This window comes from Rhodococcus sp. ARC_M12 (assembly GCF_022810385.1).
GTDB classification, from domain to species: domain Bacteria; phylum Actinomycetota; class Actinomycetes; order Mycobacteriales; family Mycobacteriaceae; genus Rhodococcoides; species Rhodococcoides navarretei.
On the sequence record NZ_JALGQI010000002.1, the window covers coordinates 91,579 to 114,179 of the forward strand.

At 65.9% G+C, this 22,601-nt stretch carries 18 protein-coding genes and 1 tRNA gene; 8 read left to right on the top strand and 11 right to left on the bottom strand.

All coding sequences use genetic code 11. The features are described 5' to 3' along the window. The first annotated feature begins 18 nt into the window (after positions 1-18). From MTX35_RS03975 to MTX35_RS04005, 7 genes are all read left to right on the top strand, one after another. The gene (locus MTX35_RS03975) at positions 19-2,436 is read left to right on the top strand and encodes an FtsX-like permease family protein (protein WP_243593731.1); all 2,418 of its coding nucleotides are present in this window, start codon (positions 19-21) and stop codon (positions 2,434-2,436) included. A gap of 162 nt (positions 2,437-2,598) precedes the next feature. Further along, the gene (locus MTX35_RS03980; protein ID WP_243593732.1) at positions 2,599-3,225 is read left to right on the top strand and encodes an isochorismatase family protein; all 627 of its coding nucleotides are present in this window, start codon (positions 2,599-2,601) and stop codon (positions 3,223-3,225) included. Positions 3,226-3,340: 115 nt separating this feature from the next. Beyond that, positions 3,341-3,416: transfer RNA gene (locus MTX35_RS03985), tRNA-Arg, on the top strand. 105 nt (positions 3,417-3,521) lie between these two features. After that, a complete protein-coding gene (locus tag MTX35_RS03990) occupies positions 3,522-4,865 on the top strand; it encodes an HNH endonuclease (protein ID WP_243593733.1) in 1,344 nt (447 codons plus the stop codon). 224 nt (positions 4,866-5,089) lie between these two features. Then, the gene (locus tag MTX35_RS03995) at positions 5,090-6,475 is read left to right on the top strand and encodes a DEAD/DEAH box helicase (protein WP_243593734.1); all 1,386 of its coding nucleotides are present in this window, start codon (positions 5,090-5,092) and stop codon (positions 6,473-6,475) included. A gap of 23 nt (positions 6,476-6,498) precedes the next feature. Next, a complete protein-coding gene (locus MTX35_RS04000) occupies positions 6,499-8,529 on the top strand; it encodes an ATP-binding cassette domain-containing protein (RefSeq protein ID WP_243593735.1) in 2,031 nt (676 codons plus the stop codon). Beyond that, a complete protein-coding gene (locus MTX35_RS04005; protein WP_243593736.1) occupies positions 8,526-9,263 on the top strand; it encodes an energy-coupling factor transporter transmembrane protein EcfT in 738 nt (245 codons plus the stop codon). The genes MTX35_RS04000 and MTX35_RS04005 overlap by 4 nt, the downstream gene beginning before the upstream one ends. Position 9,264: 1 nt before the next feature. On the opposite strand, the gene MTX35_RS04010 is transcribed toward MTX35_RS04005, so the two are convergent. From MTX35_RS04010 to MTX35_RS04040, 7 genes are all read right to left on the bottom strand, one after another. Beyond that, positions 9,265-10,920: a VWA domain-containing protein gene (locus MTX35_RS04010; protein ID WP_243593737.1), complete on the bottom strand. Its 1,656-nt coding sequence runs from the start codon at positions 10,918-10,920 to the stop codon at positions 9,265-9,267. 158 nt (positions 10,921-11,078) lie between these two features. Next, positions 11,079-11,936, bottom strand: a complete 858-nt coding sequence (locus MTX35_RS04015; RefSeq protein ID WP_243608880.1) for a bacteriorhodopsin-like — start codon at positions 11,934-11,936, stop codon at positions 11,079-11,081. 238 nt (positions 11,937-12,174) lie between these two features. Then, positions 12,175-13,806, bottom strand: a complete 1,632-nt coding sequence (locus tag MTX35_RS04020) for a substrate-binding and VWA domain-containing protein (protein WP_243593738.1) — start codon at positions 13,804-13,806, stop codon at positions 12,175-12,177. A 20-nt stretch (positions 13,807-13,826) separates the two neighbouring features. Continuing rightward, positions 13,827-14,258, bottom strand: coding sequence for an SRPBCC family protein (locus MTX35_RS04025; protein WP_243593739.1), 432 nt, complete (start codon positions 14,256-14,258; stop codon positions 13,827-13,829). An 81-nt stretch (positions 14,259-14,339) separates the two neighbouring features. After that, entirely contained in the window at positions 14,340-15,974 is a 1,635-nt protein-coding gene (locus tag MTX35_RS04030) for a cation acetate symporter (RefSeq protein WP_243593740.1), read from the bottom strand. After that, the gene (locus MTX35_RS04035; protein ID WP_032378306.1) at positions 15,971-16,270 is read right to left on the bottom strand and encodes a DUF485 domain-containing protein; all 300 of its coding nucleotides are present in this window, start codon (positions 16,268-16,270) and stop codon (positions 15,971-15,973) included. Before MTX35_RS04035 ends, MTX35_RS04030 begins: the two co-directional genes overlap by 4 nt. A gap of 262 nt (positions 16,271-16,532) precedes the next feature. Then, positions 16,533-18,275 carry a cation acetate symporter gene (locus MTX35_RS04040; protein WP_243593741.1) on the bottom strand — a complete coding sequence of 581 codons (1,743 nt, stop codon included), beginning with the start codon at positions 18,273-18,275 and terminating at the stop codon, positions 16,533-16,535. A gap of 101 nt (positions 18,276-18,376) precedes the next feature. Here MTX35_RS04040 and MTX35_RS04045 point away from each other — a divergent pair, with 101 nt between their 5' ends. Then, a complete protein-coding gene (locus MTX35_RS04045) occupies positions 18,377-19,039 on the top strand; it encodes a GAP family protein (RefSeq protein ID WP_243593742.1) in 663 nt (220 codons plus the stop codon). Positions 19,040-19,051: 12 nt separating this feature from the next. Here the strand turns inward: MTX35_RS04045 and MTX35_RS04050 are convergent, their stop codons facing one another. The 4 genes from MTX35_RS04050 to MTX35_RS04065 all read right to left on the bottom strand — a co-directional run bounded on the left by MTX35_RS04050 (position 19,052) and on the right by MTX35_RS04065 (position 22,581). Then, positions 19,052-19,357: a hypothetical protein gene (locus MTX35_RS04050; RefSeq protein WP_279393009.1), complete on the bottom strand. Its 306-nt coding sequence runs from the start codon at positions 19,355-19,357 to the stop codon at positions 19,052-19,054. A 67-nt stretch (positions 19,358-19,424) separates the two neighbouring features. Then, the gene (locus tag MTX35_RS04055) at positions 19,425-20,228 is read right to left on the bottom strand and encodes a LytTR family DNA-binding domain-containing protein (protein ID WP_243593744.1); all 804 of its coding nucleotides are present in this window, start codon (positions 20,226-20,228) and stop codon (positions 19,425-19,427) included. Further along, positions 20,225-21,397 (bottom strand): sensor histidine kinase, encoded by a 1,173-nt coding sequence (locus MTX35_RS04060; RefSeq protein WP_243593745.1) that lies wholly within the window; start codon positions 21,395-21,397, stop codon positions 20,225-20,227. Before MTX35_RS04060 ends, MTX35_RS04055 begins: the two co-directional genes overlap by 4 nt. Then, entirely contained in the window at positions 21,394-22,581 is a 1,188-nt protein-coding gene (locus MTX35_RS04065) for a S9 family peptidase (protein WP_243593746.1), read from the bottom strand. Before MTX35_RS04065 ends, MTX35_RS04060 begins: the two co-directional genes overlap by 4 nt. Positions 22,582-22,601 lie beyond the last annotated feature (20 nt).

Genomic DNA, 22,601 nt, shown 5'->3' on the forward strand with positions numbered 1-22,601 from the left:
AGCCTTCGCGACCTTCGCATGCACTGGGTGCGTTCGTTGGTGTCGGCCGGCGTCGTCGCCGTCGCAGCCGGGTTGCTCATCGCCGTCCTCGGCACATACGGATCCTTGACCGGATCCGTCGAGCGTCTTGCAGTGTCGATCGCCGGTAACGCGAACTACGAGGTCGTCGGTGTCACCGACTCCGGCTTCGATCAGAGCGAACTCGACGCCGTCCGTGCTGTTCCCGGCGTCGAAACAGCGGTTCCTCTGTTGCGCAGCACGGTTCGGTCCGACGCCGGAGATCTCACCGTTCTCGGTGTCGACTCGTCCATCACGGCACTGCAGTCGGACTTGGAGGGTGCCGTCGGCGACGCGGCGGGGTTGTTGACCGACCCGTCCGGTGTCTTGGTCGGAGCCGCAACGGGTCTGACGCAGGGCGATACCGTCACCATCGACGACGTCCCGACGGCGGTGGTCGGCGTGGTCGACGGCCCGGGGACGCAGCGTATCGGCGGAGGTATGTTCGCCGTCGCGCTTCTCCCGACGGCTCAGGCGCTCACCGACCGCCCCGATCAGCTCGATTCGATCTTCGTCCTCGGCGACGGCGAGACGCTGCGGTCGGACCTCGACACGGCGTTGGCCGGACGAGTGTCGGTGATGAATCCGGACTTCCGGGCCGATCGCGCGAACCAGGCGATGAGCCTGACTCGCAATGCCACATTGATGGTCTCGCTCATCGCGTTCGTCGTCGCGGCCTTCCTCGTCTTCAACGTCATGAACATGGCCATCGCGAAGCGTCGACCCACCATCTCTCTGCTCCGAGCCGTCGGTGGCAGGCGCGCCGATATCGTGCGAGATCTGCTGTTCGAGTCCGTGCTGGTGGGTCTGGTCGGCGGAGCCGTCGGAGTCCCGCTGGGAATCGCCATGGGCCGCATCGCGATCGAGAGTCTGCCGCCGTTCCTGTCGCAGGCGTTCGATGCGCGGATCGAGTACGTGCTGCCCGGCTTCGCGATTCCGGTGGCGATCGTGGCGTGCGTGCTGGCCTGTGTCGGAGCCTCGGCCGTCGCCGCCGTGCAGGTGTATCGCATCTCGCCGATCGAGGCGCTCGCGGTCGGCGGCGGAGAGACCTCGGGTGGCCCCGGTCTGCGATTCACCCTGGCCACGACCGCATTCGGGGTGCTCGCCATCGCCGGGGCGTTCGTGTTCGCCGTCAACGTCGACGGACAGCTGACCCTCGGAGCCGGCGCCCTGTTCATGTTCGGCGTCGTCGCGCTGTGCGTCGGCGCGACCGGGCCGATCGTGTCGGTGACCGCAGCAGTCCCCCGCCGCTGGGGTGGTGCCGGACGCCTCGCGACCGCCACCATCGAACGCGCCCCGCGGCGTATCTGGGCAACCGTGATGACGATCGTGATCGCGGTGGGAGTCAGTGTGGGAGTGTCGGGTTCGCTGACCAACATGACCGACTCCGCAGCCGAGTCCTTGTCGTCGTTGGCGAACACCGACCTGTACGTGTCGATGACCTCGCCCGACGCCATACCGTCGGGCCCGATCGTCCCCACCGAGGTGGCCGACGCGGTGGCATCGACTCCCGGTGTCTCTCGCGTCGTCGAGGGGCAGTGGGCATACGCGACGATCGACGGCGAGACGGTATCCATCCAGGGCGTCGCCGACGGAAGCAATGCAGTGACGCTCGCGTCGCTCACCGACGACGTGCGGTCCCAGGTGCTCGCCGGTGACGGGGTGGTGCTGTCCGAGGGGTTCGGCAGAACGCTGGGCGTCTCGGTGGGCGACTACATCGACCTCCCGACGCCGACCGGCGTACAGAACGTGCGGGTGCTGGATCTGGTCGACTACATCAACGCCGCCGGCGGCACGATGGCGATCTCGCTGGACTCGATGCAGCGGTGGTACGACCGGCCCGGGGCCACCTACCTGGAGATCGGTGTCGACGGAGACGTTGCCGCCGTGCAGGATTCACTGCGTTCGACGCTGCCGCCCGAGGCGTTCGTCTACACCGGCGCAGCCGCACTCGAGGGAACCAGTGCGGCCATCCGACAGTCCGGTGCACTGGCCATCGCGTTGCAGTGGATCGTCGCGCTCGTCGCTGCGGTCGCGTTGCTCAACACGTTGACGCTGTCGGTACTGGAGCGTCGCCGCGAACTCGGGGTGCTGCGGGCCATGGGCGGCGGCCGGGGAACCCTGGCGAGAATGGTGCTCGCCGAGGCTCTGTCGGTCGGCATCGTCGGCGGTGTCCTCGGCCTCATCATCGGTGCGGGTCTGCAATATCTGAGCACCCTGATCCTCGGAGCCAGCATCGGAATTCCGGTCGCCTACACCGCGAGCTGGTCGGTGCTGCTGTACGGACTCGTGGCCCTGGGCCTGTCACTGTTGGGTTCGGCTCCCCCTGCCGTGCATGCGTCTCGACTGAACATCGTGGAAGCTATTGCGGCGGATTAGGTGGTGGGCTAGGTCCTCATGTGCGGCCTGGGTCTGGGGCTCGGTCGGGGCCTCAGGGTTCGCAAACGCGCGCGCGTTTGTCAGATGCGAGCGGAATGGTGTGACGAGCCTGCGCGCGTCTGGCAAATGCGCGCGCGTTTGCGGGAGGGAAGGGTGATCGACGTGGCCACATTCAGCGTCGAAGTCGAGGAGTACGACGCCAAGAGCCTGCGGGACTGTGCGGGCGGTCCCGAGTGGGAGGTCCAGCCCGAGCGTGCCGCCGTACTGGTCCACGACATGCAGCCGTACTACCTGAACGTGCTGCACCACTCGGTGCGCTCGCGGGTCGCTGCGGAGGCGTCGAAGGTGGTCACGCGCGCCCGGGCCGTTGAGGTACCCATCCTGGCGAGTGGCCCGCGGGCTGCAAGTGCCATCGAGCAGCGCGGACTGCTGGGACCGATGTGGGGGTTGGGCCCGTCCGCCGAGGAAGCGGCGATTTCCGAGCCGGACTTCGTTCCGATCGCGAAGCGCAGCTACAGCGCCTTCTACGCCACCGATCTGGAAGTAGAACTGCGCCGACGCGACCGTGACCAGCTCATCATCGTGGGAGTGTTCGCATCGGCGGGAATTCTCGCGACGACATTCGACGCTTTCGCCCGCGATATCCTGTGCTTCGTCGGCATCGAATCGATCGCCGACTACACCGCTCACCAGCACCTCACCGCCCTGAACCTGATCACGTCACTGACCGGGACGGTGACGAGCAGCGGCAACCTGCTTCACGATCGCCACGGTGGGCCGCTAGACTAGCGAGCGCGATGTGGGCCAGCTGTGCACCCAGACAGTGAACCCATCCGCAACCGATTGTTCGATGGATCGAAAGTCGTTGCTGGACAATGGCTTCGGATCAGCAGAACGATCACCAGCCTTCGTAGCTCAGGGGATAGAGCAACCCTCTCCTAAAGGGTAGGTCGCAGGTTCGAATCCTGCCGAGGGCACCATCTGAGTCGACTCCGCGCTCCACCCTCCCCGATTGCCTGCGGCTATTGCGCTGCCCAAAATCACCCGTACCATCGAACATGCATTCGAGTACTGGGGAGGAACTCGTGGTCACAGCTGTACAAGATTCGCCGCTGACATCCGATGAAGTGTTGCGTTTCGTCGCGCGCCTACAGGCGTCCGATGTCGTTGTCGACGCAGCAGCGGGCATCGATTTGATCTCCGCTCTCGAGACCGTCAAGTGCGCCAGCGTGGCAACACAAGCGGTGGTGACCGACGCCGTCGCAACAGCCATCAGCGACGAACGCAGAGAGCGCGGCAGACCGAAAGCCCAGTGGCGCATCGGTATTGCGTCACAGATCGGCTTGGCCCGACGCGAATCACCGAACCGCGGCGGCACCCACCTCGGCCTTGCTCGTGCGCTCGTACACGAAATGCCGCACACCCTGGCTCGCCTACGAGCCGGGGAACTCAACGAGTGGCGCGCCATGATCCTCGCTCGCGAAACCGCATGCCTCACCGTCGACGATCGCCGCACCATCGACGAGCGACTCTGCGCAGATCCCGCCACACTCGCCGGTGCCGGCGACCGCACCATCGAAGGCCGCGCCCGCGCACTCGCTAACGAACTCGACGCCGCCTCCCAGGTGAAACGACGCGCCAAGGCCTATGCCGCCCGGCGCACCAGCACCCGGCCAGCACCTGAATCGATGGGCTTCTTCACGGTCCTCACCTCGATGGAGAAGATGGTCTGCATGTGGGCGACGCTGCGACGAGACGCCGACACCATCATCAACGCAGGCGGCGACACACGCACCCGCGACCAGATCATGGCCGACCTCGTATTCGAGCGCGTCACCGGCGCATCCGCAGCACAGGGCCCTCCGGTGACCGTCGACGTCGTCATCTCGGATTCCACCCTCCTTGCCGGCGGTGACACGTCCGCATACATGCACGGCTACGGCGACATTCCGTCCGACGTCGCACGGCAACTCATTCGAGACACACTCGACAGTGAGACGCACGTCGCATTGCGCCGCCTCTACGCCCACCCGAAGTCCGGCGCATTGACGGCCGTCGAGTCCGGATCGCGCGCGTTTCCCACCGCGCTCGGACGCCTCATCGATCTCCGCGATCGCACCTGCCGCACCCCGTGGTGCGACGCGCCGATCCGTCACCACGACCACATCAGACCCCACTCCGCGAACGGCACTACCAGTGCCGAGAACGGCGCAGGCCTTTGTGCCGCATGCAATTACGCGAAAGAAGGCGACGGCTGGACGGCCGAAGCAAGACGAGACAAACACAACGCACGACACCGATATACACTCATCCCACCGACCGGGCACACCTATGATTCGAGTGCGCCGCCGATGCCGGTGGTGGAGCTGTACAACTCGCGAATCGAGAACGTGATACTCACCGGCCTCTTCGATGACGACGCCGCATGACAGGTTGCCGCGGGAAGAGACCGAGCCACAACTCGGTTACACTCGACAACGGCGCGCACAAGTGCACGCCAGACGTCGTGGAATTGCTCCCGAATCACCATGTGCACCCTGCACAGGCTTCTCTTACGGCGATCGAAACTGCCCACCGGCAGTCTCGCCACCTTTGCATCTCGGCCCAAGGCCCGCAGGTGCAACACCCTGCCCGAAAGGCACTTTTCATCACTATGACGACCCCACAGACTTTTGCTGCGCTCGGCGTACCCCAGGCCATCGCGGACGTACTCGCGAGCCAGGGCAAGACCGAGGCATTCCCCATCCAGGCCGATACGCTCCCCGACACACTGCAGGGACGCGACGTGCTCGGACGCGGAAAGACCGGCAGCGGAAAGACACTCGCTTTCGCCATCCCGATGGTCGCTCGCCTCGCCGGGCAGCTTCCCGGCAACCGCAAGCCCGGCCGCCCGCGTGGCCTGATTCTCGCGCCGACGCGTGAGCTCGCCACCCAGATCGCCGTCGCGATCGAGCCCCTCGCCGCCGCATACTCGCTGAAGGTCACCACGATCTTCGGTGGCGTCTCGCAGGTTCGCCAGGTCTCCGCACTCAAGGGCGGAGTCGACATCGTCGTCGCCTGCCCCGGACGCCTCGAGGACCTGATGAAGCAGCGCCACCTCACGCTCGACGGCGTTCAGATCACCGTCCTCGACGAGGCAGACCACATGGCCGACCTCGGGTTCCTGCCCGTCGTCACCCGCATCCTCGCCGCCACCCCGGACAAGGGCCAGCGCATGCTGTTCTCCGCGACCCTGGACAACGGTGTCGACAAGCTCGTCAAGCGCTTCCTGCACAACCAGATCACGCACTCCGTCGACGAGGCCACGTCACACGTCGAGGCCATGACGCACAGCGTGTTCGAGGTCGACGGCGTCGACGCCAAGAAGAAGCTCGTCCACCAGCTCGCCTCGGGCACCGGACGCCGCATCCTGTTCATGCGCACCAAGCACCAGGCCCGCAAGCTCGCCAAGCAGCTCACCGACGCCGGAATCCCGTCCGTCGACCTGCACGGCAACCTTTCGCAGGCCGCCCGTGACCGCAACCTCGCAGCCTTCTCCTCCGGTCAGGCCCGCGTTCTCGTCGCCACCGACGTTGCGGCCCGCGGCGTCCACGTCGACGACGTCCAGCTCGTCGTTCACGTCGATCCCCCGGCCGAGCACAAGGCGTACCTGCACCGTTCCGGTCGCACGGCGCGCGCGGGAAGCGCCGGCGACGTCGTGACCGTCGTCCTGCCCGAGCAGCGCAAGGACACCGCAGTTCTCCTGCGCAAGGCCGATATCAAGGTCACGCCCATCCGCGTCACCGCCGACTCGCCCGCAGTGGCGAATCTCGTCGGCGAGCAGGCTCGCTACGTCCAGCCCGCACCGAAGGCCGAGCCGGCACCGGCCCGCGCCGGAACCCCGCGCAACAGCAACAACGCGCGCCGCGGCGGCCCGGCCCGCTCCGGTGGTCAGCCGCGCAGTGGCGGACAGCCCCGCAGTGGTGGTCAGCCGCGGAGCGGTGGTGGCGGCCACAGCCGTCGCGCAGCAGGGCCTGCCACGAGCCAGCGCAGCCGCTGATCTCAGGCTGGCACACTGGAGCAGTGACCGTCAGCTCTTCGTCCACGCCCAAGTCAGGGCCCCTCGGTCCGCAGGAACTCGCGACCGCTGCCGTCATGAGCAGCTTCACCGTTGCCCTGACGGTGATCGGCGTGCTCGTACCGATGGCGGCGATCCTTCAGGTCGTCGCCGCGATTCCCATGTCGGTGGTTGCGCTCCGGTATCGGACTCGGGCACTGGTCACGGCTGCGGTGGCCGGCACCCTCGTTGGATTCGTCGCAGCCGGAACTCAGACGGCCATCACCGTCGCCAGCGCCGCCCTACTGGGCGGCCTGGTGGGGCGGGCGAAGCGCAAGAAGCAGGGACTGTTCGGTGTTCTGGTCACCTCGATGGTCGTCGGGCCGGTGCTCGGAGCCCTGACAGTGCTGATCCTGCTCGTTCTCGTTCCGCTGCGCGAGCTGTTTCTCGAGACTCTCCGTAATACCTTCGAGGGCATCTCTCGGCTGCTCGAGCGGACATCGGCGCTGCAAGGCGTTGCCGATGTGATCCGCACCGGCTCCACGGCCGTGCTCGACAACTGGTGGTGGTGGGCCGGCGGGTCGATCGCCTTCGGCATCGTCACCGGAACGCTGTTCGCGTGGCTCATCCTCACCGCCATCCTCGACCGTCTCTCCACCATTCCCACCCCCGAGCCTCTGGGCTCGAGCGCCGACGACGAGATCGGGCCGCTGCCGGTCACGCTGAATGCGGTCGGATTCCGCTACCCGGGAAGTACGACAGCCGCGTTGACGGGCGTCGCCCTTCGCATCGAAACCGGTGAGTTCGTGGCGATCGTCGGCCACAACGGTTCCGGGAAATCGACGCTGACGCGGATCCTCGCCGGCCTCGAACCGTCGGAGGGCACCGTGAGTCGGCCCGGCTCGACCGGTCTCGGACGGTACGGCGGCACCGCGGTGGTGCTGCAGCGCCCCGAAAGCCAGATCCTCGGCACCCGCGTCGCCGACGACGTGGTGTGGGGACTGCCGCCCGGCGATTCGCGTCCCGACGTGGAGGCGCTGCTCGACGAGGTCGGACTCGGCGGCATGGGAGCCCGCGACACCGCCTCCCTGTCCGGCGGCGAAATGCAGCGACTCGCCGTTGCCGCAGCACTGGCTCGCCGTCCCGCACTGCTCATCGCCGACGAGGCAACCGCGATGATCGACGCCTCGGGGCGCGAACACCTGGTCTCGCTCCTCGCCGAACTGCCCCGCAGGCACACGATGTCGGTCGTCCTCGTCACCCACCATGTCTCGGACACCGTCGCCGCAGATCGCGTCGTACATCTGCACGAGGGATATCAGGTGCAGCACGACTCGATGTGGATGCACGCTCGAACAGAGAATCCCGTTGCACTGCATGATAATTCGAGTGGTCGGCTCCTCGAGCTGAACAGCGTCCAGCACACCTACAACCGACGCACCCCGTGGGCGCAGGCCGCACTGGACGGTATCGACATCACCGTCAAGCGCGGTGAGGGTGTGCTCGTTCTCGGCGGAAACGGTTCGGGCAAGTCCACTCTCGCGTGGATCATGGCCGGCCTCACCGGCCCGACGGCAGGCACCGCACAGCTCGACGGCAAGGCGATGACCGCACGAGTCGGCGACGTCGGCCTCGCGTTTCAGCACTCCCGCCTCCAGTTGCAGCGGCGCACCGTCTCCGAGGACATCGCGGCCGCCGCTGGACCCGAAACCGGTTCTGCCACAGTATCGGCCGCAATGGACGCCGTGGGCCTGGACAGATCGTTGGCCGCTCGCGATATCGACTCGCTCAGCGGTGGCCAGATGCGCCGCGTCGTACTGGCCGGGCTCATCGCGCGACGGCCTCGAATGTTGGTTCTCGACGAACCCCTGGCCGGGCTCGATCCACCCGGACGCGACGACATCATCGGCGTTCTCGCCGGACTGCGCGATCGCGGCGTCGCCATCGTCGTCATCTCGCACGACGTGGACGGTATGGACACCGTCTGCAGCCGCACCATCACCATGGCCGACGGCCACATCGTCTCCGATTCGATCCTGGGGAGCGTGCATTCGTGACCACCGTCGTACTGCGTCAGGTTCCGCGGTTCTCGCCGATCCATCGGCTGTGGGCCGGCACCAAGCTCGTCGTCGTCGTGCTGCTGTCCATCACTCTCGTGGTGGCACCGACCTGGCCCGCGCTCGGCATCGTCTTCGTGCTGTTGGTCATCGCCGCGATCATCGCGCACGTCCCGATCACGGCAGTGCCACGTCCACCGTGGTGGATCTGGGCCCTGTTCGGCGTCGGAGCTCTGATCAATCTGCCGATCGGCGGCGCGGCAGTGCTCGTGTATCTGCGCGCGACGCTGTTCATCTTCGTCCTGCTCGGCGCATCGATGATGATCGGCTGGACTACGTCGATGAGCGACATCGCCCCTGCGGTCTCCAAACTGGGCACACCGCTGAAGAAGCTGAAACTGCCGGTCGACGAGTGGGCGATCGCCGTGGCCCTGAGCCTGCGGTCGCTTCCGCTGCTGATCGAGGAGATGCGCACCCTCAACGCTGCCCGACGCCTTCGCCCCAAACCGGTCGTCAACAGCGCCTCGGACAACTCCCTGGTCGACATCGTCACGACGGTGATGTCGGTGGCCATCCGACGGGCCGACGAGATGGGTGGGGCCATCACCGCCCGCGGCGGCACCGGAATGATCACCGCCACCGAGGCGCGCTTCAAGGCCTCCGACGCGGTGACGCTGATCGTGGTGACGCTCGCGTGCGCCGCAGCCATCGCGATCAGCTTCCTGTGGAGCTGATCTACTCCCCCGCGAGGCGTTCGGTGCGCGAGTTCAGCGCCTTCACGAACACCTCCGGGATATCCCGTGGATCCTCGGCCACGTAGCTCGTACCGCCGGTGACAGCCGAGATCTGCTGCAGTGCAACCGGATCTGCATCGCCGGTGACGCCGACCGTGATGATCACGATGGGACGCACCGGATCCTGTTCCTTCTGCAGTGACGCCAGCAGCTGGTCGAGGCTGATGCTGCCCTCGTCCTCGTTGGCCCCGTCGGTCAGGATGATGACGCTGTTGACGTAGTCGGGGTCGTACCCCTCCTTCACCCGCCGGAACGCCGCCAACGTGGTGTCGTAGAGCCCTGTTCCGCCCCCGACGAGGCTGGGCAGGCCCCGGATGGCGTCGAGGATCGCCTGACGCTGCGGCTTGCCGTCGAACGTATTGCTCACCGGGCCGAGCGGTACCAGTTCTCGATAGTCCTGTTTTCCACCACCGAGTCCGATGGAGAATGCCCACAGACCCATCTGGGTCTGGTCGCTGAACAGATCGTTGGCACCGACCGATGCATCGACGGTCAACGCGATGCGCGTCGAGTCGCCCGATCTCGCGGCCATCGAACCCGACACGTCCTCGACGACGAGGGTGCGGAGCGGTAGCGCGAGCACGGCCCAATCCCGCAGCGTCGTCTCGATCGACAACGGGTTCTTGATCTCGAGCGACGCGACGGGCCCGACGCCTCGGCCCTCGGGAAGTGGTGTGCCACTGGACGTTCGGAAGCCTGCTGCAACCATGGTCTCAGCGGCCGAGGCGGTGGCGAGAACGGAGCCCAGTGCCGCTCCTGCCTGCTTGACGCGATCGTAGTCGGGCCCGGCAGGAGCGGTCACCGCCAGCGGGTAGTTGAGGAAGTAGCTTCCGGTCGGCGGAACCGATGCGGTCAGAGTCGATCCCGGATTTCCGGCTTCGTACGCCAGCAGTGCCTGTTCGGTGGCCACACTGGTACCGCCCTCGGCGGCTACCTGGGCCACCAGATCCGGCGTGTCGTGCGGAGTGTCCGCGATGCGCCCGAAATCCTGCGCCATCGGAACCAGTGCCGCCGATACGGCCTTCGCGTCCGAGATCGCCACCTCGGATTCGGCCAGCGCACCGAGAATCGCGGCATTGGAGGCACTGCTGGTCAGAGGGTCACCGATGCGTTGACCGGGAAGCTGAAGCACACTGAGCCAGGTATCGGTCACCGGCACCGCATCGGAACTCGACACCAGGATCGGCAGTGTGTTGGCGACGGATGTCTTCGCCAGCTCGGGCAGGGCACCGGTCGAGCGCAGGGTCTTGAGCAGCCACAGCGTCGAATCCGGGATCCACAGGTCCGGACGATCGTCATCGGTTCCCGCGATTTCGGTGGCGGTGTCCGTGGGCCGCTCGGGCCGGACCTCGAAGTTCACGCAACCGCGGGCGACCTCGTCGGCCTGCGAAAGAATCTGCTCGACCGGCTCGGCGATCGAGGTGTCCACCGCCAGCGACACGGTATCGAGCGAATCGCAGGAATTCGCGCCGGATGCGCGCACCGCCTGCACTCCGAACCAGCCACCGACCACGAAGACCACCGCAGTCAGCGCGAGAACCGCCCAGGTCCACACGCGGCCGAACCTGGAACTACTACCGCTGTGACGTCCCGACATCGCTGGCTCCCCCTGCTTCGATCCCCATCATCACCGACGTGATGGGGCCCCGGATCCTCCGCGCATCGAAGTGCCTCGCTGCGTGTGGTGCATACCATAGCGGGTCACCGGTACAGGAGCTCAACCTCGGGCTCCGGCTCGCTACTGGCTGAGATGACTCAGGCGGCGCCTCTCGGAATCGGTCGATCCTCCTCGTGCCTCGGGTCCAGTTCCATGGCTTCACTCGTGGACAGTTCACTCGCGGCGAAGGTCGGATCGTCAGCGAAGGACTTGATCCGCGCAATTCGGTAGATGATCAGACCGTACAGAACCTTCGCGAGAATGTCGGCTATCGAGTAACCGATCTGCTTACCGGTCCAGGCCGCGGCACCGTCGATGCCCAACTGCGGCAACAGGTATGCAATCGGGTACACACCCCACGTGATCAGCAGCAGAAGCCTGAGCTGACCGATCGACTTGCGCACCTGTTCCGGTTGATTGTCGAGGGACTTCGTGACCTCTACGAACAGGACGTAGAGAATGTAGACGAAGGGAATGGACGACAGCGTTCCGAAGAGGTTTCGAATTCCGTTGTCCCCACTCAGTTCTCCAGGATATCCGAGTGCAATCATCAACGCCGCAGCGGGGATGAGCCGCAGCAGCAGACTGGTCTGAAGCTTGCGCGCGAGCGCCAGTACGGCGACCAACTCGAGGAGAAGCAACGGCACAGTGAGCAGCCAGTCGACGTATCGGTAACCCTCGTTGAACCCCTCTCCTACAACTTGGCTGTAGGTGCCGCGTCCACCGACCGCGTCGGTCTGAAACGAGTCGTTGAACGAATTGAAGATTCGGAAGTAGTGGTACGCGGCGATGCCACAGACGACGGCTGCAACACACATGGCCTGCCTGTACCGGGGCAAAATCCTAGGGAGACAGGCGATCATGAATAACGCAGCAAAGAGCTGCGACGCAATGACCAACGAGAAGATGTTGTAGATGGTGTCGTGTTGGGCGGTGGTGAGAGTATCGGGTATCACGGGGTGTCCTCCGGTCAGAAAGTAGCGAAGTTCGCTGGCGAGGAGAGGACGACCGGGAGTGTCAATAACCTGCCGTGGTCTGAAGACCGCTGCGAACTATCTCGAACGCTAGACCCAACGCCGGCAAATAGTTGCCCGAAATCGACTATTCGAATATTTCAGTTCGGAAAACCTGCACACAGCCCATGATTGCCGCGAATTTCGTTGTCGTCGCGAACCTTTCGGGTCGATGCCGTCGTTAGCGACCAGAACGGCTTCTCAGCGCATTGACGAAGACGTTGGGGATCTCGGCGGGATTTCGAGCGACGAAGCTCGTCCCACCGGTTGCGGCCGAGATCTGTTGCAGCACACCGGCATCTGCGTCGTCGGTGATGCCGATGGTCACGATGACGACCGGCTTGGACGGGTCCTGCTCGGCTCGGAGAGTGGACAGCAGCTCGTCGAGCGAGATGCTGGCGGGGTCCTCGTTGGTGCCGTCGGTGAGGATGATGACGCTGTTCACGGCATCGGGGTCGTAGCCCTCCTGCACGGAGCGGAACGCTGCCAACGTGGTGTCGTAGAGACCGGTACCACCTCCGACCAGGGTCGGAAGCGTTCGAGTCTGCTGCAGCAACACCTCACGCTGCGTGGTGTTGCCGACCTTTTCGTCCATTCGCCGGATCGGTGCGAGCTCACGGTAGTCCTGCGATTCGCCGCCGAGTCCGATCGAGAAAGCCCACAACCCCATCGACGCGTTGTCGGGGAAGAGCCGATTTCCGGTTTCGCTGGCCTGCACCGTCAATGCGATACGTGAATCGGCCCCGGCGCTGTAGTTCATCGATCCCGAGACGTCCTCCATCACCAGCGTCCGTGACGGAAGCGCCAACACCTGGTACTGACGCAACGTCGACTCGGCGGCCTGCTGATCGGCGATCGTCAGGGGTGTGACGTCCCCAATCCCACGATCGGCGTCCAGCGGGGCCATGTCCGCGGACCGGAACCCGCCGTCGGACAACGCCTGCTGTCCTCGATCGGATTCGATGGCCGCGGCCAGTGCCGTCCCGACGGACTTCGCGGTCTCGTGTCGATCGCCTGCGGGTTCGGTCACCGCCAGCGGAAAGTTCAGGGAAATGGTGCCCGTCGGCGGCACCGTCGCGCCCAGTTCGACGCCCGTGTCCTGCTGATAAGCCAGGAAGGCCTGCTCGGAGACCACCGCGACGCCTCCGTCGGCGACCAGATCGTCGAGCCGTACCGTCGGATCGGCTTCGCCGCGGGTGGCGGCCTGAGCCTGCGCGATGGGAACGAGCGCCGACCCGACCGCGTCGAGCAGCTCCTCGTCCGATCCTGCCTCGGCCACCGCTCCGAGGATGGCCGCGTCGGACGTGGTGTTGGCCAATGGGTTACCGATACGCAGGCCTTCGAGCTTCAATGCGGTGAGCCAGGTGTCGAAGAACGGCACCTCGTCCTTGCGGGCAGCGAGCACGGCCGGTGTACCGGCAATTGACTGACTCGCCAGGTCGATCAACGACGCGGTGGACCGCACGGTCTTGCCGATCCACAGCGACGAATCAGGAACCCAGAGCGAGGGAACATCGTCGCCCTTGGCCACCGCGGCCGAGACCTGACCCGACTCGGTGGCGGTGACCTCGATACCGGCACAACCCAGGTCCTCGGCGGAGGTGTTGTCGACGATCTGCTCCAGCACGGGTGCGATCGCCGGATCAGCGGCCAGCGAGTAGGACTGCGTGTCGCCGCAGGCGGACCCGAAGGCCTTCAGCGCGACAAACGCTCCGCCGCCGACCACGAGCAGCAGAACTACGGCGACGACGACGTACTTGGCGAACCCTCTGCTGCTCGTCGCGGACGACGGCGCACTGTGCCTACCGGGCATGCATCTCCACTCCTACACCGTCAGGCGTAGATCTTGACGAACGTCTTCAGCGAGTTCTCGATGTCGCCCTTGAGTGCGCGTGCGACGCCGGAGCCGATCGGGCCGAACAGTGGCGCACCGCCGAGGTTGACGTCGATGGTGATCTCGGAACCGTCGCCCTTGGATTTCACGGTGAGATCGAGGCCGATCTTGACTCCGCCCTTACCGTTTCCCTTGAGCTCGAGCTTCTTGGGCGGATCGTAGGACTCGATCTTCCAGGACACCCGGTTGCGCATGCCCTTCACGCTGGCGATGGAGTCCAGGGTGGTGCCGACGGCCAGCTGCTCGGGCAGCTCACCGCGCCACGCTTCGTGGATGGAGAGCCACTGCTCGTAGCCGGACAGATCGGACGCGTGCGCCCACGTCTGCTCGGGGGTCAGCGGGACGTCGAGGGAAACCTTCAGCTTGGCCACAGCAGGGATGGTAACCGCTGTACGAAAAATGTCCGTGTGAGGGCTTCCTCACACGGACATTTTCGGTGGAGCTGCGGTCGACTAGTGAGCGCTGGCCTTCTCCGCACCGATACCGGTGAGAGAGCGAACCTCCATTTCGGCCTGCTTGTCGGTGTTCTCGGTGTCCTTCGAGATCAGTGTTCCGACGATGCCGAGGATGAATGCCAACGGAATCGAGACGATGCCGGGGTTGGAGAGCGGGAACCAGGCGAAGTCCGAGCCGGGAATCATCGACGTCGGCGATCCGGAGACGGCCGGGGAGAAGATGATCAGCACGATGGTCGAGATCAGGCCGCCGTACATGCTGAACAGCGCGCCCGTGGTGGTGAAGCGACGCCAGAACAGCGAGTACAGGATGGTCGGCAGGTTCGCAGCTGCGGCGACAGCGAAGGCGAGTGCCACCAGGAAGGCGATGTTCTGCCCGTTGGCGAGAATGCCGAGGCCGATGGCCAGCAGACCGATGACGACGGCCGTGATGCGCGAGACCTTGACCTGCTTCTTGTCGTCCACCTTGCCCTTCTTGATGACGCTCGCATAGATGTCGTGAGCGAACGACGCCGAGGCGGTGATCGTCAATCCGGCGACGACGGCCAGGATGGTCGCGAAGGCGACCGCCGAGATGACACCGAGCAGAATCACGCCGCCGAGCTCGAAGGCCAACAGCGGAGCAGCGGAGTTCTGACCGCCGGCCGAGGCCAGGATGCGGTCGGGTCCGACGATCGCTGCGGCTCCGTAGCCGAGCACGAGGGTGAACAGGTAGAACGCACCGATGAGCGCGATGGCCCACACGACGCTGCGACGAGCTTCCTTCGCGGTGGGAACGGTGTAGAAGCGCATCAGCACGTGCGGCAGACCCGCGGTACCGAGGACGAGTGCGATACCGAGCGAGAGGAAGTTGATCTTCGAGGTGGCACTGCCGCCGTACTGAGCACCGGGCTCGATGACGTCACGGGCAGCGACCGCCTCGCTTGCCGATCCGGCGACCATGGCCTGCGCGCTGCCGAGCAGCTCGGAGAAGTTCAGGCCGAACTTGGCGAGCACGAGCACGGTCATGAACGCGGCACCGGCGATGAGCAGAACGGCCTTGATGATCTGGACCCAGGTGGTGCCCTTCATGCCGCCGATGAGCACGTACGCGATCATCAGCACGCCGACGATGGCGATGACGATGGACTGCCCGGTGCGGTCGGAGATGTCGAGCAACAGTGCGACGAGTCCGCCTGCTCCGGCCATCTGCGCGAGCAGATAGAACAGCGAGACCGTCAAGGTGGACAGTGCGGCCGCGGTACGAACCGGACCCTGCTTGAGCCGGAAGCTCAGCACGTCCGCCATCGTGAATTTACCGGTGTTCCTGAGCAATTCGGCGACGAGCAACAGCGCAACCAACCAGGCGACGAGGAAGCCGATGGAGTACAGGAAGCCGTCGTAGCCGTAGACGGCGATGGCGCCGGCGATACCGAGGAAGCTTGCCGCCGAGAGGTAGTCACCGGCGATGGCGACGCCGTTCTGCGGCCCGGAGAAGCCGCCGCCCGCGGTGAAGAACTCCGCGGAGGTCGCGTTCTTCTTCGATGCGCGAATGACGACGGCCATCGTGATGATGACGAACGCGCCGAAGATCGCGATGTTGACGAGTGGTTCACCGACGGTGGTGTCGGCGGCCTGGGCAAGAATGTTCACGACTTGGCTCCCTGGGAGGCTTCCATCTCGGCGCGCAGGGCTGCGGCGCGAGGATCGAGTTCACGGTTGGCGAACTTCACGTAGATGCCGGTGATGGCGAATGTCGTGACGAACTGGCCGAGGCCGAGCAGCAGACCGACGTTGATGTTGCCCCACACCTTGGTGGACATGAAGTCCACGGCGTAGGTGCTCAGCAGCACGTAGATGACGTACCAGACCAGGAAGAACCCGGCCATCGGGAACACGAAGCTACGCAGGCGACGCCTGAGTTCCTGGAACTCGGGACTGGCCTGCATGTCGACGAACGCTTGCGCGTCCGGTGGCGAATTGGTTTCCGGTGCGGTCACCTTGGACTCCTGAAGTAGATGTGAGCTGTAGCTGACTCGGAACAGTAGTGAGAGTCAGGTCACAAAATCAGGAGGTGGTGTCGATCACACGATGGGCTGCGGGAGTGTGCGACGAGCGGTCGAGAATGGCAGTTGAGCGGCCCTGCGGGAGTGGAGCCTGCGGAATGACCCAGTCGGTCAGGAGTGGAGCCTGCGGAATGACCCAGGTGTTTCAGAGTTCGCGCTCGCGATCTTTGCCCATGTCGAGGCCTTCGGGGAGGTGCAGTCGCGCGAAGATACGGGAGATGTCCGACGGGATCGTTTTTCGGGTCGCCAGGCTGACGGCGATCATCGAGGCGAAGGCGATCGGCACGCTGACTGCGGCGGGGTAGCCGAGGATCGCTGCCGCCCAGCCGCCGAGGACGCCGTCGGAGATGGGGGTGACGACGGAGATCGATGCGGCGACGAGTGAGATGCCGCCACCGAGGAGCAGTCCGGTTGCCGCTCCCGCTGCGGTGAGTCCCCGCCACCAGATGCCCAGCACCAGTAGTGGACACAGGGTGGATGCCGCGACGGCGAAGACGAGCCCGACGGTGCGCGAGAGGTCGAGTGAGACAACGCCGATGGACAGTGCCAGCGGTACCGCGCCGGCGAGTATCGCAGCGACGCGAAAGTCTCGGACCTTGCCCGAGAGGACGTCGGTGCTGAGCACGCCTGCGATGCTGACCAGCAGACCCGAGGAGGTCGACAGGAAAGCAGCGATGGCACCTGCGGCCACCAGTGCGGCGAGCAGCTGGCCCGGAATGCCGGACAGTACCGAGCCGGGCAACAGCAGGACGGCGGCGTCCGATGCTCCGGTGATCAGCAGCTGCGGTACGTACAGCCGGGCGAAGACGCCGAGAACCGTCGGGAACAGGTAGAACATGCCGAGCAGCGCCAGCACGGTGAGCGAGGTCAGTCGCGCGGCTCGGCCGTCCGGGTTGGTGTAGAACCGCACCAGCACGTGCGGCAGCCCGAGGGTGCCGAGGAACGTGGCCAGGATCAGCGAGTACACCTGGTAGAGCGGGTGTGCCCCGCCCAGTCCCCCGCCCGGCATCGCCCAGGCGCGGTCGGTGGTCGGCGCGCCGGCGACCACCGGAACCGGAGAACCTGCGTCCAGGGTGAGCAACGTACCCGAGCCGAGTCGGTGTTCGCCTGCGTCGAGATTCACACGTCCGTCAACGCTCTGCTCGTCCAAGGTTCCTGTCACGGACACCACGATCGGCGAGTCGACCTGCACGAGCACGTCGGTGGTGATGTCGACGACGGTCTGTTCGGTCACCGTGGGTGGGGCCGGGCTGCCGACGCTTCGGTCGTCGGCGAAGAAGTGCACGGCCAGCACCAGAGCCGGAATGGCGATCGCAGTGAGCTTGAGCCAATACTGGAACGCCTGGACGAAGGTGATGGAGCGCATTCCGCCGCCGACGACGTTCGCGATGACGATCAACCCCACGGCCAGTGCCCCGACCCAACCGGGCACGCCGAGCAGAATGTTCAGAGTCAGGCCCGCGCCCTGGAACTGTGGCACCAGGTACAGCGCGCAGATGACCACCACCACCAGCATCGCCACGGTCCGCAACCACGGTGCGCCGAGCCGAAATTCGACGAAGTCGGGCACCGTGTACGCACCGCTTCTGCGCAGGGGGGCGGCGACGAACAGCAGCAGACCCAGGTAGCCGGCCGTGAAGCCGACCGGATACCACAGCGCATCGGCTCCATACTTCGCGATGAGCCCTGCGACCCCGAGAAACGATGCAGCAGAAAGATATTCACCGCTGATGGCGGCGGCATTCCAGCGTGGTCCGACGGAGCGGGAGGCCACCAGAAAGTCGGAGGTGGTGCGGGCCAACCGAACTCCGTAGACACCGATGCCGACGGTGGCCACAGCTGCGGCGAGCAGCGCTATCACCGTCGCGATCGGGATGGATTGGTTCACTGGACGCCGATCTCCTGATCGTGGCTCCGAGCACCGAAACTCATGTGGTGATCGGAGTCGGGGTGGGACACTGAGTCGATGCACGTGCCGAGCGTGACCCGATGACGGTATCGACGGCCGTCGCCGCATGTCTGCCGTTCGCGGCAGGCGCTGTGTTCGCGCATCTGCCCACCGCCGCGGTGGCGGCGGGCCTCGGCTCTCTGAACACCGGTTCCGTGCTCGCTCGATTCACTGCCGGATGGCTGACAGGCGTCGCGGCCGTCACCGCCGCAGGGTTGGTGGTCATGGACACTGCGGTCCTGGCGTCGGACTCGTCCGGCTGGGTGCGCTGGCTGAGAGTCGCTCTCGGTCTCGTGCTGCTCCTTCTCGGCATCCGCAAGCTGGTCGCGCGGGTGCGGAACGGCCCGACGCAGGAAGAACCGGGGTGGGTCGGAACGGCCCGCAACCTCAGCGGGGCCAAGGCTTTCGTCACTGCGTTCTTGCTCGGTTCGGTGAATCCGAAAAGTGCCGTCATCGCGCTTTCGGCCGTGGCGGTGATCGTCGACGCGTCCTCGGTAGTGGCCGCCCAGATCGCCGCCACGGTGGTGTTCGTGGTCGTATCGAGCCTGGGCGTCGCTGCACCTGCCGTCGCGCTGCTCGTCTTCCGCGACCGTGCCCGACGACCCATGAGCACCGTCGTCGACCGGTTCGTCGAGTACAGCGACATGGTCCTGATCGCGATACTGCTGGCCCTCGGCCTGTACATGACTGTGAACGCTATCTGATCGTCGATCGCGTCAATCGTCCATCAGGACGATGAAGTCGTGCTCGTTGCGTTCGGCTCGACGTGTGTACATCCAGCCGACGCCGAACAGCATCGGATAGATCGCTACCCCCAGCACGATCCACTGCAGCCCGATGCCGAGCAGCTGAACGTCGGTCACACGTGCCAGACCCAGCCCCAGAAGGGGAATTGCGAACAGGATCGACAGCGTCATCACCGCCAGGCGCACCGACAGCAGCAGTTGTGCACGAACCAGGCTACGGACCAGGGCGTCGCCGACCTCGGTTTGCTCCTGCACCTCGACGCGGGTGCGCACCATCCGTGCGCCGCGACGTTGCGAGAGCACCACCCGCTGCCGGTGTGGCTGGCTCACTGCCTACTCCTCGTCACCTGGACGACCACGATTGCAACGGACCGCGGACCAGCCGGTCCTTGAGTTCTCTGGCGTGCCTACGGCTCACCGGCAGTTCACAGGCTGCCAGGTTTCCGCTGGCCCGTAGGCACACCACCAGACCCGAACCGACGCTTCGGATCCCCGTGACCAACCGTAGCGAGACCAGGTAGGAGCGGTGCACGCGCAGGAATCCGGCCTCGGCCCAGCGACTTTCGAGAGCGGAGATCGGTATACGCACCAGATGCGAGCCGTTGGAGGTGTGCAGTCTCGCGTAGTCACCGTCGGCCTCCACCCAGGCGACCGACGACCGATGCACCAACGTCGTGGTACCGCCGAGTTCGACGGGAATGACCTCGTCGGCCGAGGTGTCCGCGGACTCGGCCGGTCGACGGCGCGCGAGCAACACCCGGCGCAGTGCCTCGGCGAGACGATCCTCTCGCAACGGCTTGAGCAGATAGTCGACGGCACCGAGGTCGAACGCAGCGAGCGCTCGGTCGTCGTGGGCGGTGACGAACACGACCGCGGGTGGCCGCGCGAACGCCGATAGGATGCCGGCCAGTTCGAGGCCGTCGAGTCCTGGCATGTTGATGTCGAGGAATACTGCGTCTACCACTGCCTGCGCAGAGGTCTGTTGGAGCTGCCGCAGGGCAGTCGTGGCGTCCTGCGCTGTGAACACCTCGGCGACGGTGTCCTGCTGGCGCAGCAGAAAGGCGAGTTCGTCCAGTGCCGGGCGCTCGTCGTCGACGGCGAGGACGGTCAGTCCCCGGCCGGAAGTGGTGTTCGCGGCCTGCGTCATGCCCGCACACCCGGCCTGAATTTAGGCACCCGCATGCTCACTTTGGTGCCTGCGCCCGGTGCGGTGTCCACGACGAGACCGTAGTCGTTTCCGAAGGCCGCCCGCAGCCGATCGTCCACGTTCGCCAATCCGACATGGGCCGCGTCCTCGGTATGCAGGCTTCCCGAGCGCAACACGTCGGGATCCATGCCCACACCGTCGTCCTCGATACTGATCACTGCGTCGGTGCCCTCGTCGGCGGCGATGATCGTGACGCGGCCGCCGTCGGCCTTACCGGAGAGGCCGTGCCGGACGGCGTTCTCGACGAGGGGCTGCAGTGCGAGGAACGGCAGTGCGACGCCCAAGACCTCGGGAGCGACCTGCAGCGTGACCTGCAGAGAGTCGCCGAAGCGGGCACGTTCGAGTGTCAGGTACCGGTCGATGTTGCGCAGCTCGTCCGCGAGGACCGTGAACTCGCCTGCGTTGCGGAACGAGTAGCGGGTGAAGTCGGCGAACTCGAGCACCAGCTCCCGCGCCCGATCCGGGTCGGTGCGGACGAACGACGCGATCGTGCCGAGTGCGTTGTAGATGAAGTGCGGGCTGATCTGCGCGCGCAGCGCCCGCACCTCGGCGCGGTCCAAGCGTGCGCGCGAGGCGTCGAGTTCGGCGAGTTCGATCTGACCGCAGGCGTAGCGCGCGACCTCGGCGATGGCCCCGAGCATGCCCGGCCCCGGCTCGGCGACGACAGCGGCACCCAGCACCCCGACCACCGGGGACTCGTCGACGACCATGGGCTGCACCACCAGCGCCTTGACCTCGTGAATCGAACCGAGCGGCAGACGCACCAGGACGCGCCGCTGCCCGTCCACCGCCCGCTTCGCCGCCTCGACGAAGGCCGGTGTCAGCTCGTCCCACGGCCCGTCCCAGGCCAGCAGCGAACCGTCGGGATCGCAGATGCCCAGCGCGTCGGCACCCGTCAGCACGCGCAGGTGCGGCGCAGCAACGGCTGCCGACCGGGCGTCGAGTCCGTCGCGCAGTGGCTTGGCCGCCAGCGAGGCGGTGTGCAGTGTGGAGTGCACGGCCCGTTCGGCGGGCGTGGTCAGATCGCGTCGACCACGCAGGCTGATCAGAGCGATCACCGTGACGATGAGCGCCACGATCACCGCCATCCACGCGAGAGCCGCGGTCATCGGATGCACGTGCTGGACGTCGGCGTGTTCAGGAAGCGTTCGACGAGCCAGTCGACGCCGATCGCGTTGGCGGCCAACTCGGCATGGCCCTGCTGCGGTTCGGAGCGAAACTCGATGTCGTCGCCGAGTCCGCAGGCCGCGTCCACCGCGTCGCGGGTCCACCGCGGATCGACTAGGTCGTCGCGCTCGCCGACCAACACGAACATCGGCACCTCGGTGCCGGAGGTAGGCAGGGCCACCGATTCGAGCCAGTCCGTCATCCGGTCCGCGGCTTCCTCGGTGGCCGGGACGGCGTCCGCCGGATCGAGGACGGCACCGGCGTCGGCCTTGGAGAAGCCGAGCAGATCACTGCAGGCGGTCAACGCGGTCACGTTGTCCGCGAAATTGCCGCGAATGTAGTCCGAGCGTTCGGCACTCGGATTCGCGATGCGCAGACCCTCGTACAGGTACGGCACCAGCAGCTGACGCGACAGGGTCTGTTCGGTCTCGGGAGCGAAGAATCGACTCAGATCGACCGTGGGCGAGAGCGCCGCAGCACCGACCAGTTGCAGACCGTCCCCGTAATCCGCGTTGCGCTCGGCAGCAGCCCAGACTGCTTGTCCGCCTTGAGAGGTACCCACTGCGCCCCACCTGGTGCCGACCTCGGGAACCACGTTGCGGGCCGCACGCACGGCGTCGATGATGTCGTAGGCCGCGGCGTCGCGGTCGAGGTAGGCCGGATCCCCCGGTGTGCCGAGACCCTGATAGTCGGTCACCACGACCACTGTGCCGCGTTCGAGGAACGGGGTCACCAATCCGATGGTGCCCAACAGGTTCGGGTAGAGCGAGGGCGCGCATTCGTCGGTGACACCGGTGGTGCCGTGTCCCACCGAGACGATCGGCCAACCACCCGGGGGCGCAGAACCCCTTGGCACGAACACCGTTCCCGACGTCTCGGTACCGCCGCCGCTCACCCCGTCGGTGGTGCGGTAGACGATCTTCGTGGCCGTTCCGCCGAGGTAGGCCACACCGATGTCGACCTGACCGAGCAACGTCGACGACACGATCTCCCCGCGTTCGAGCCCTTCGGGCGCCGCGGTCTCGGTGGTCGCGGAGCCGGGTTCGACAGGATCGGCAGCAGGAGTGCTGCACGCGGCAAGGGTGAACACCAGCGCCGCGGCGGCGACCAGCCCGGTCGACCTCACTGTCTCTGCGCTCCTACATA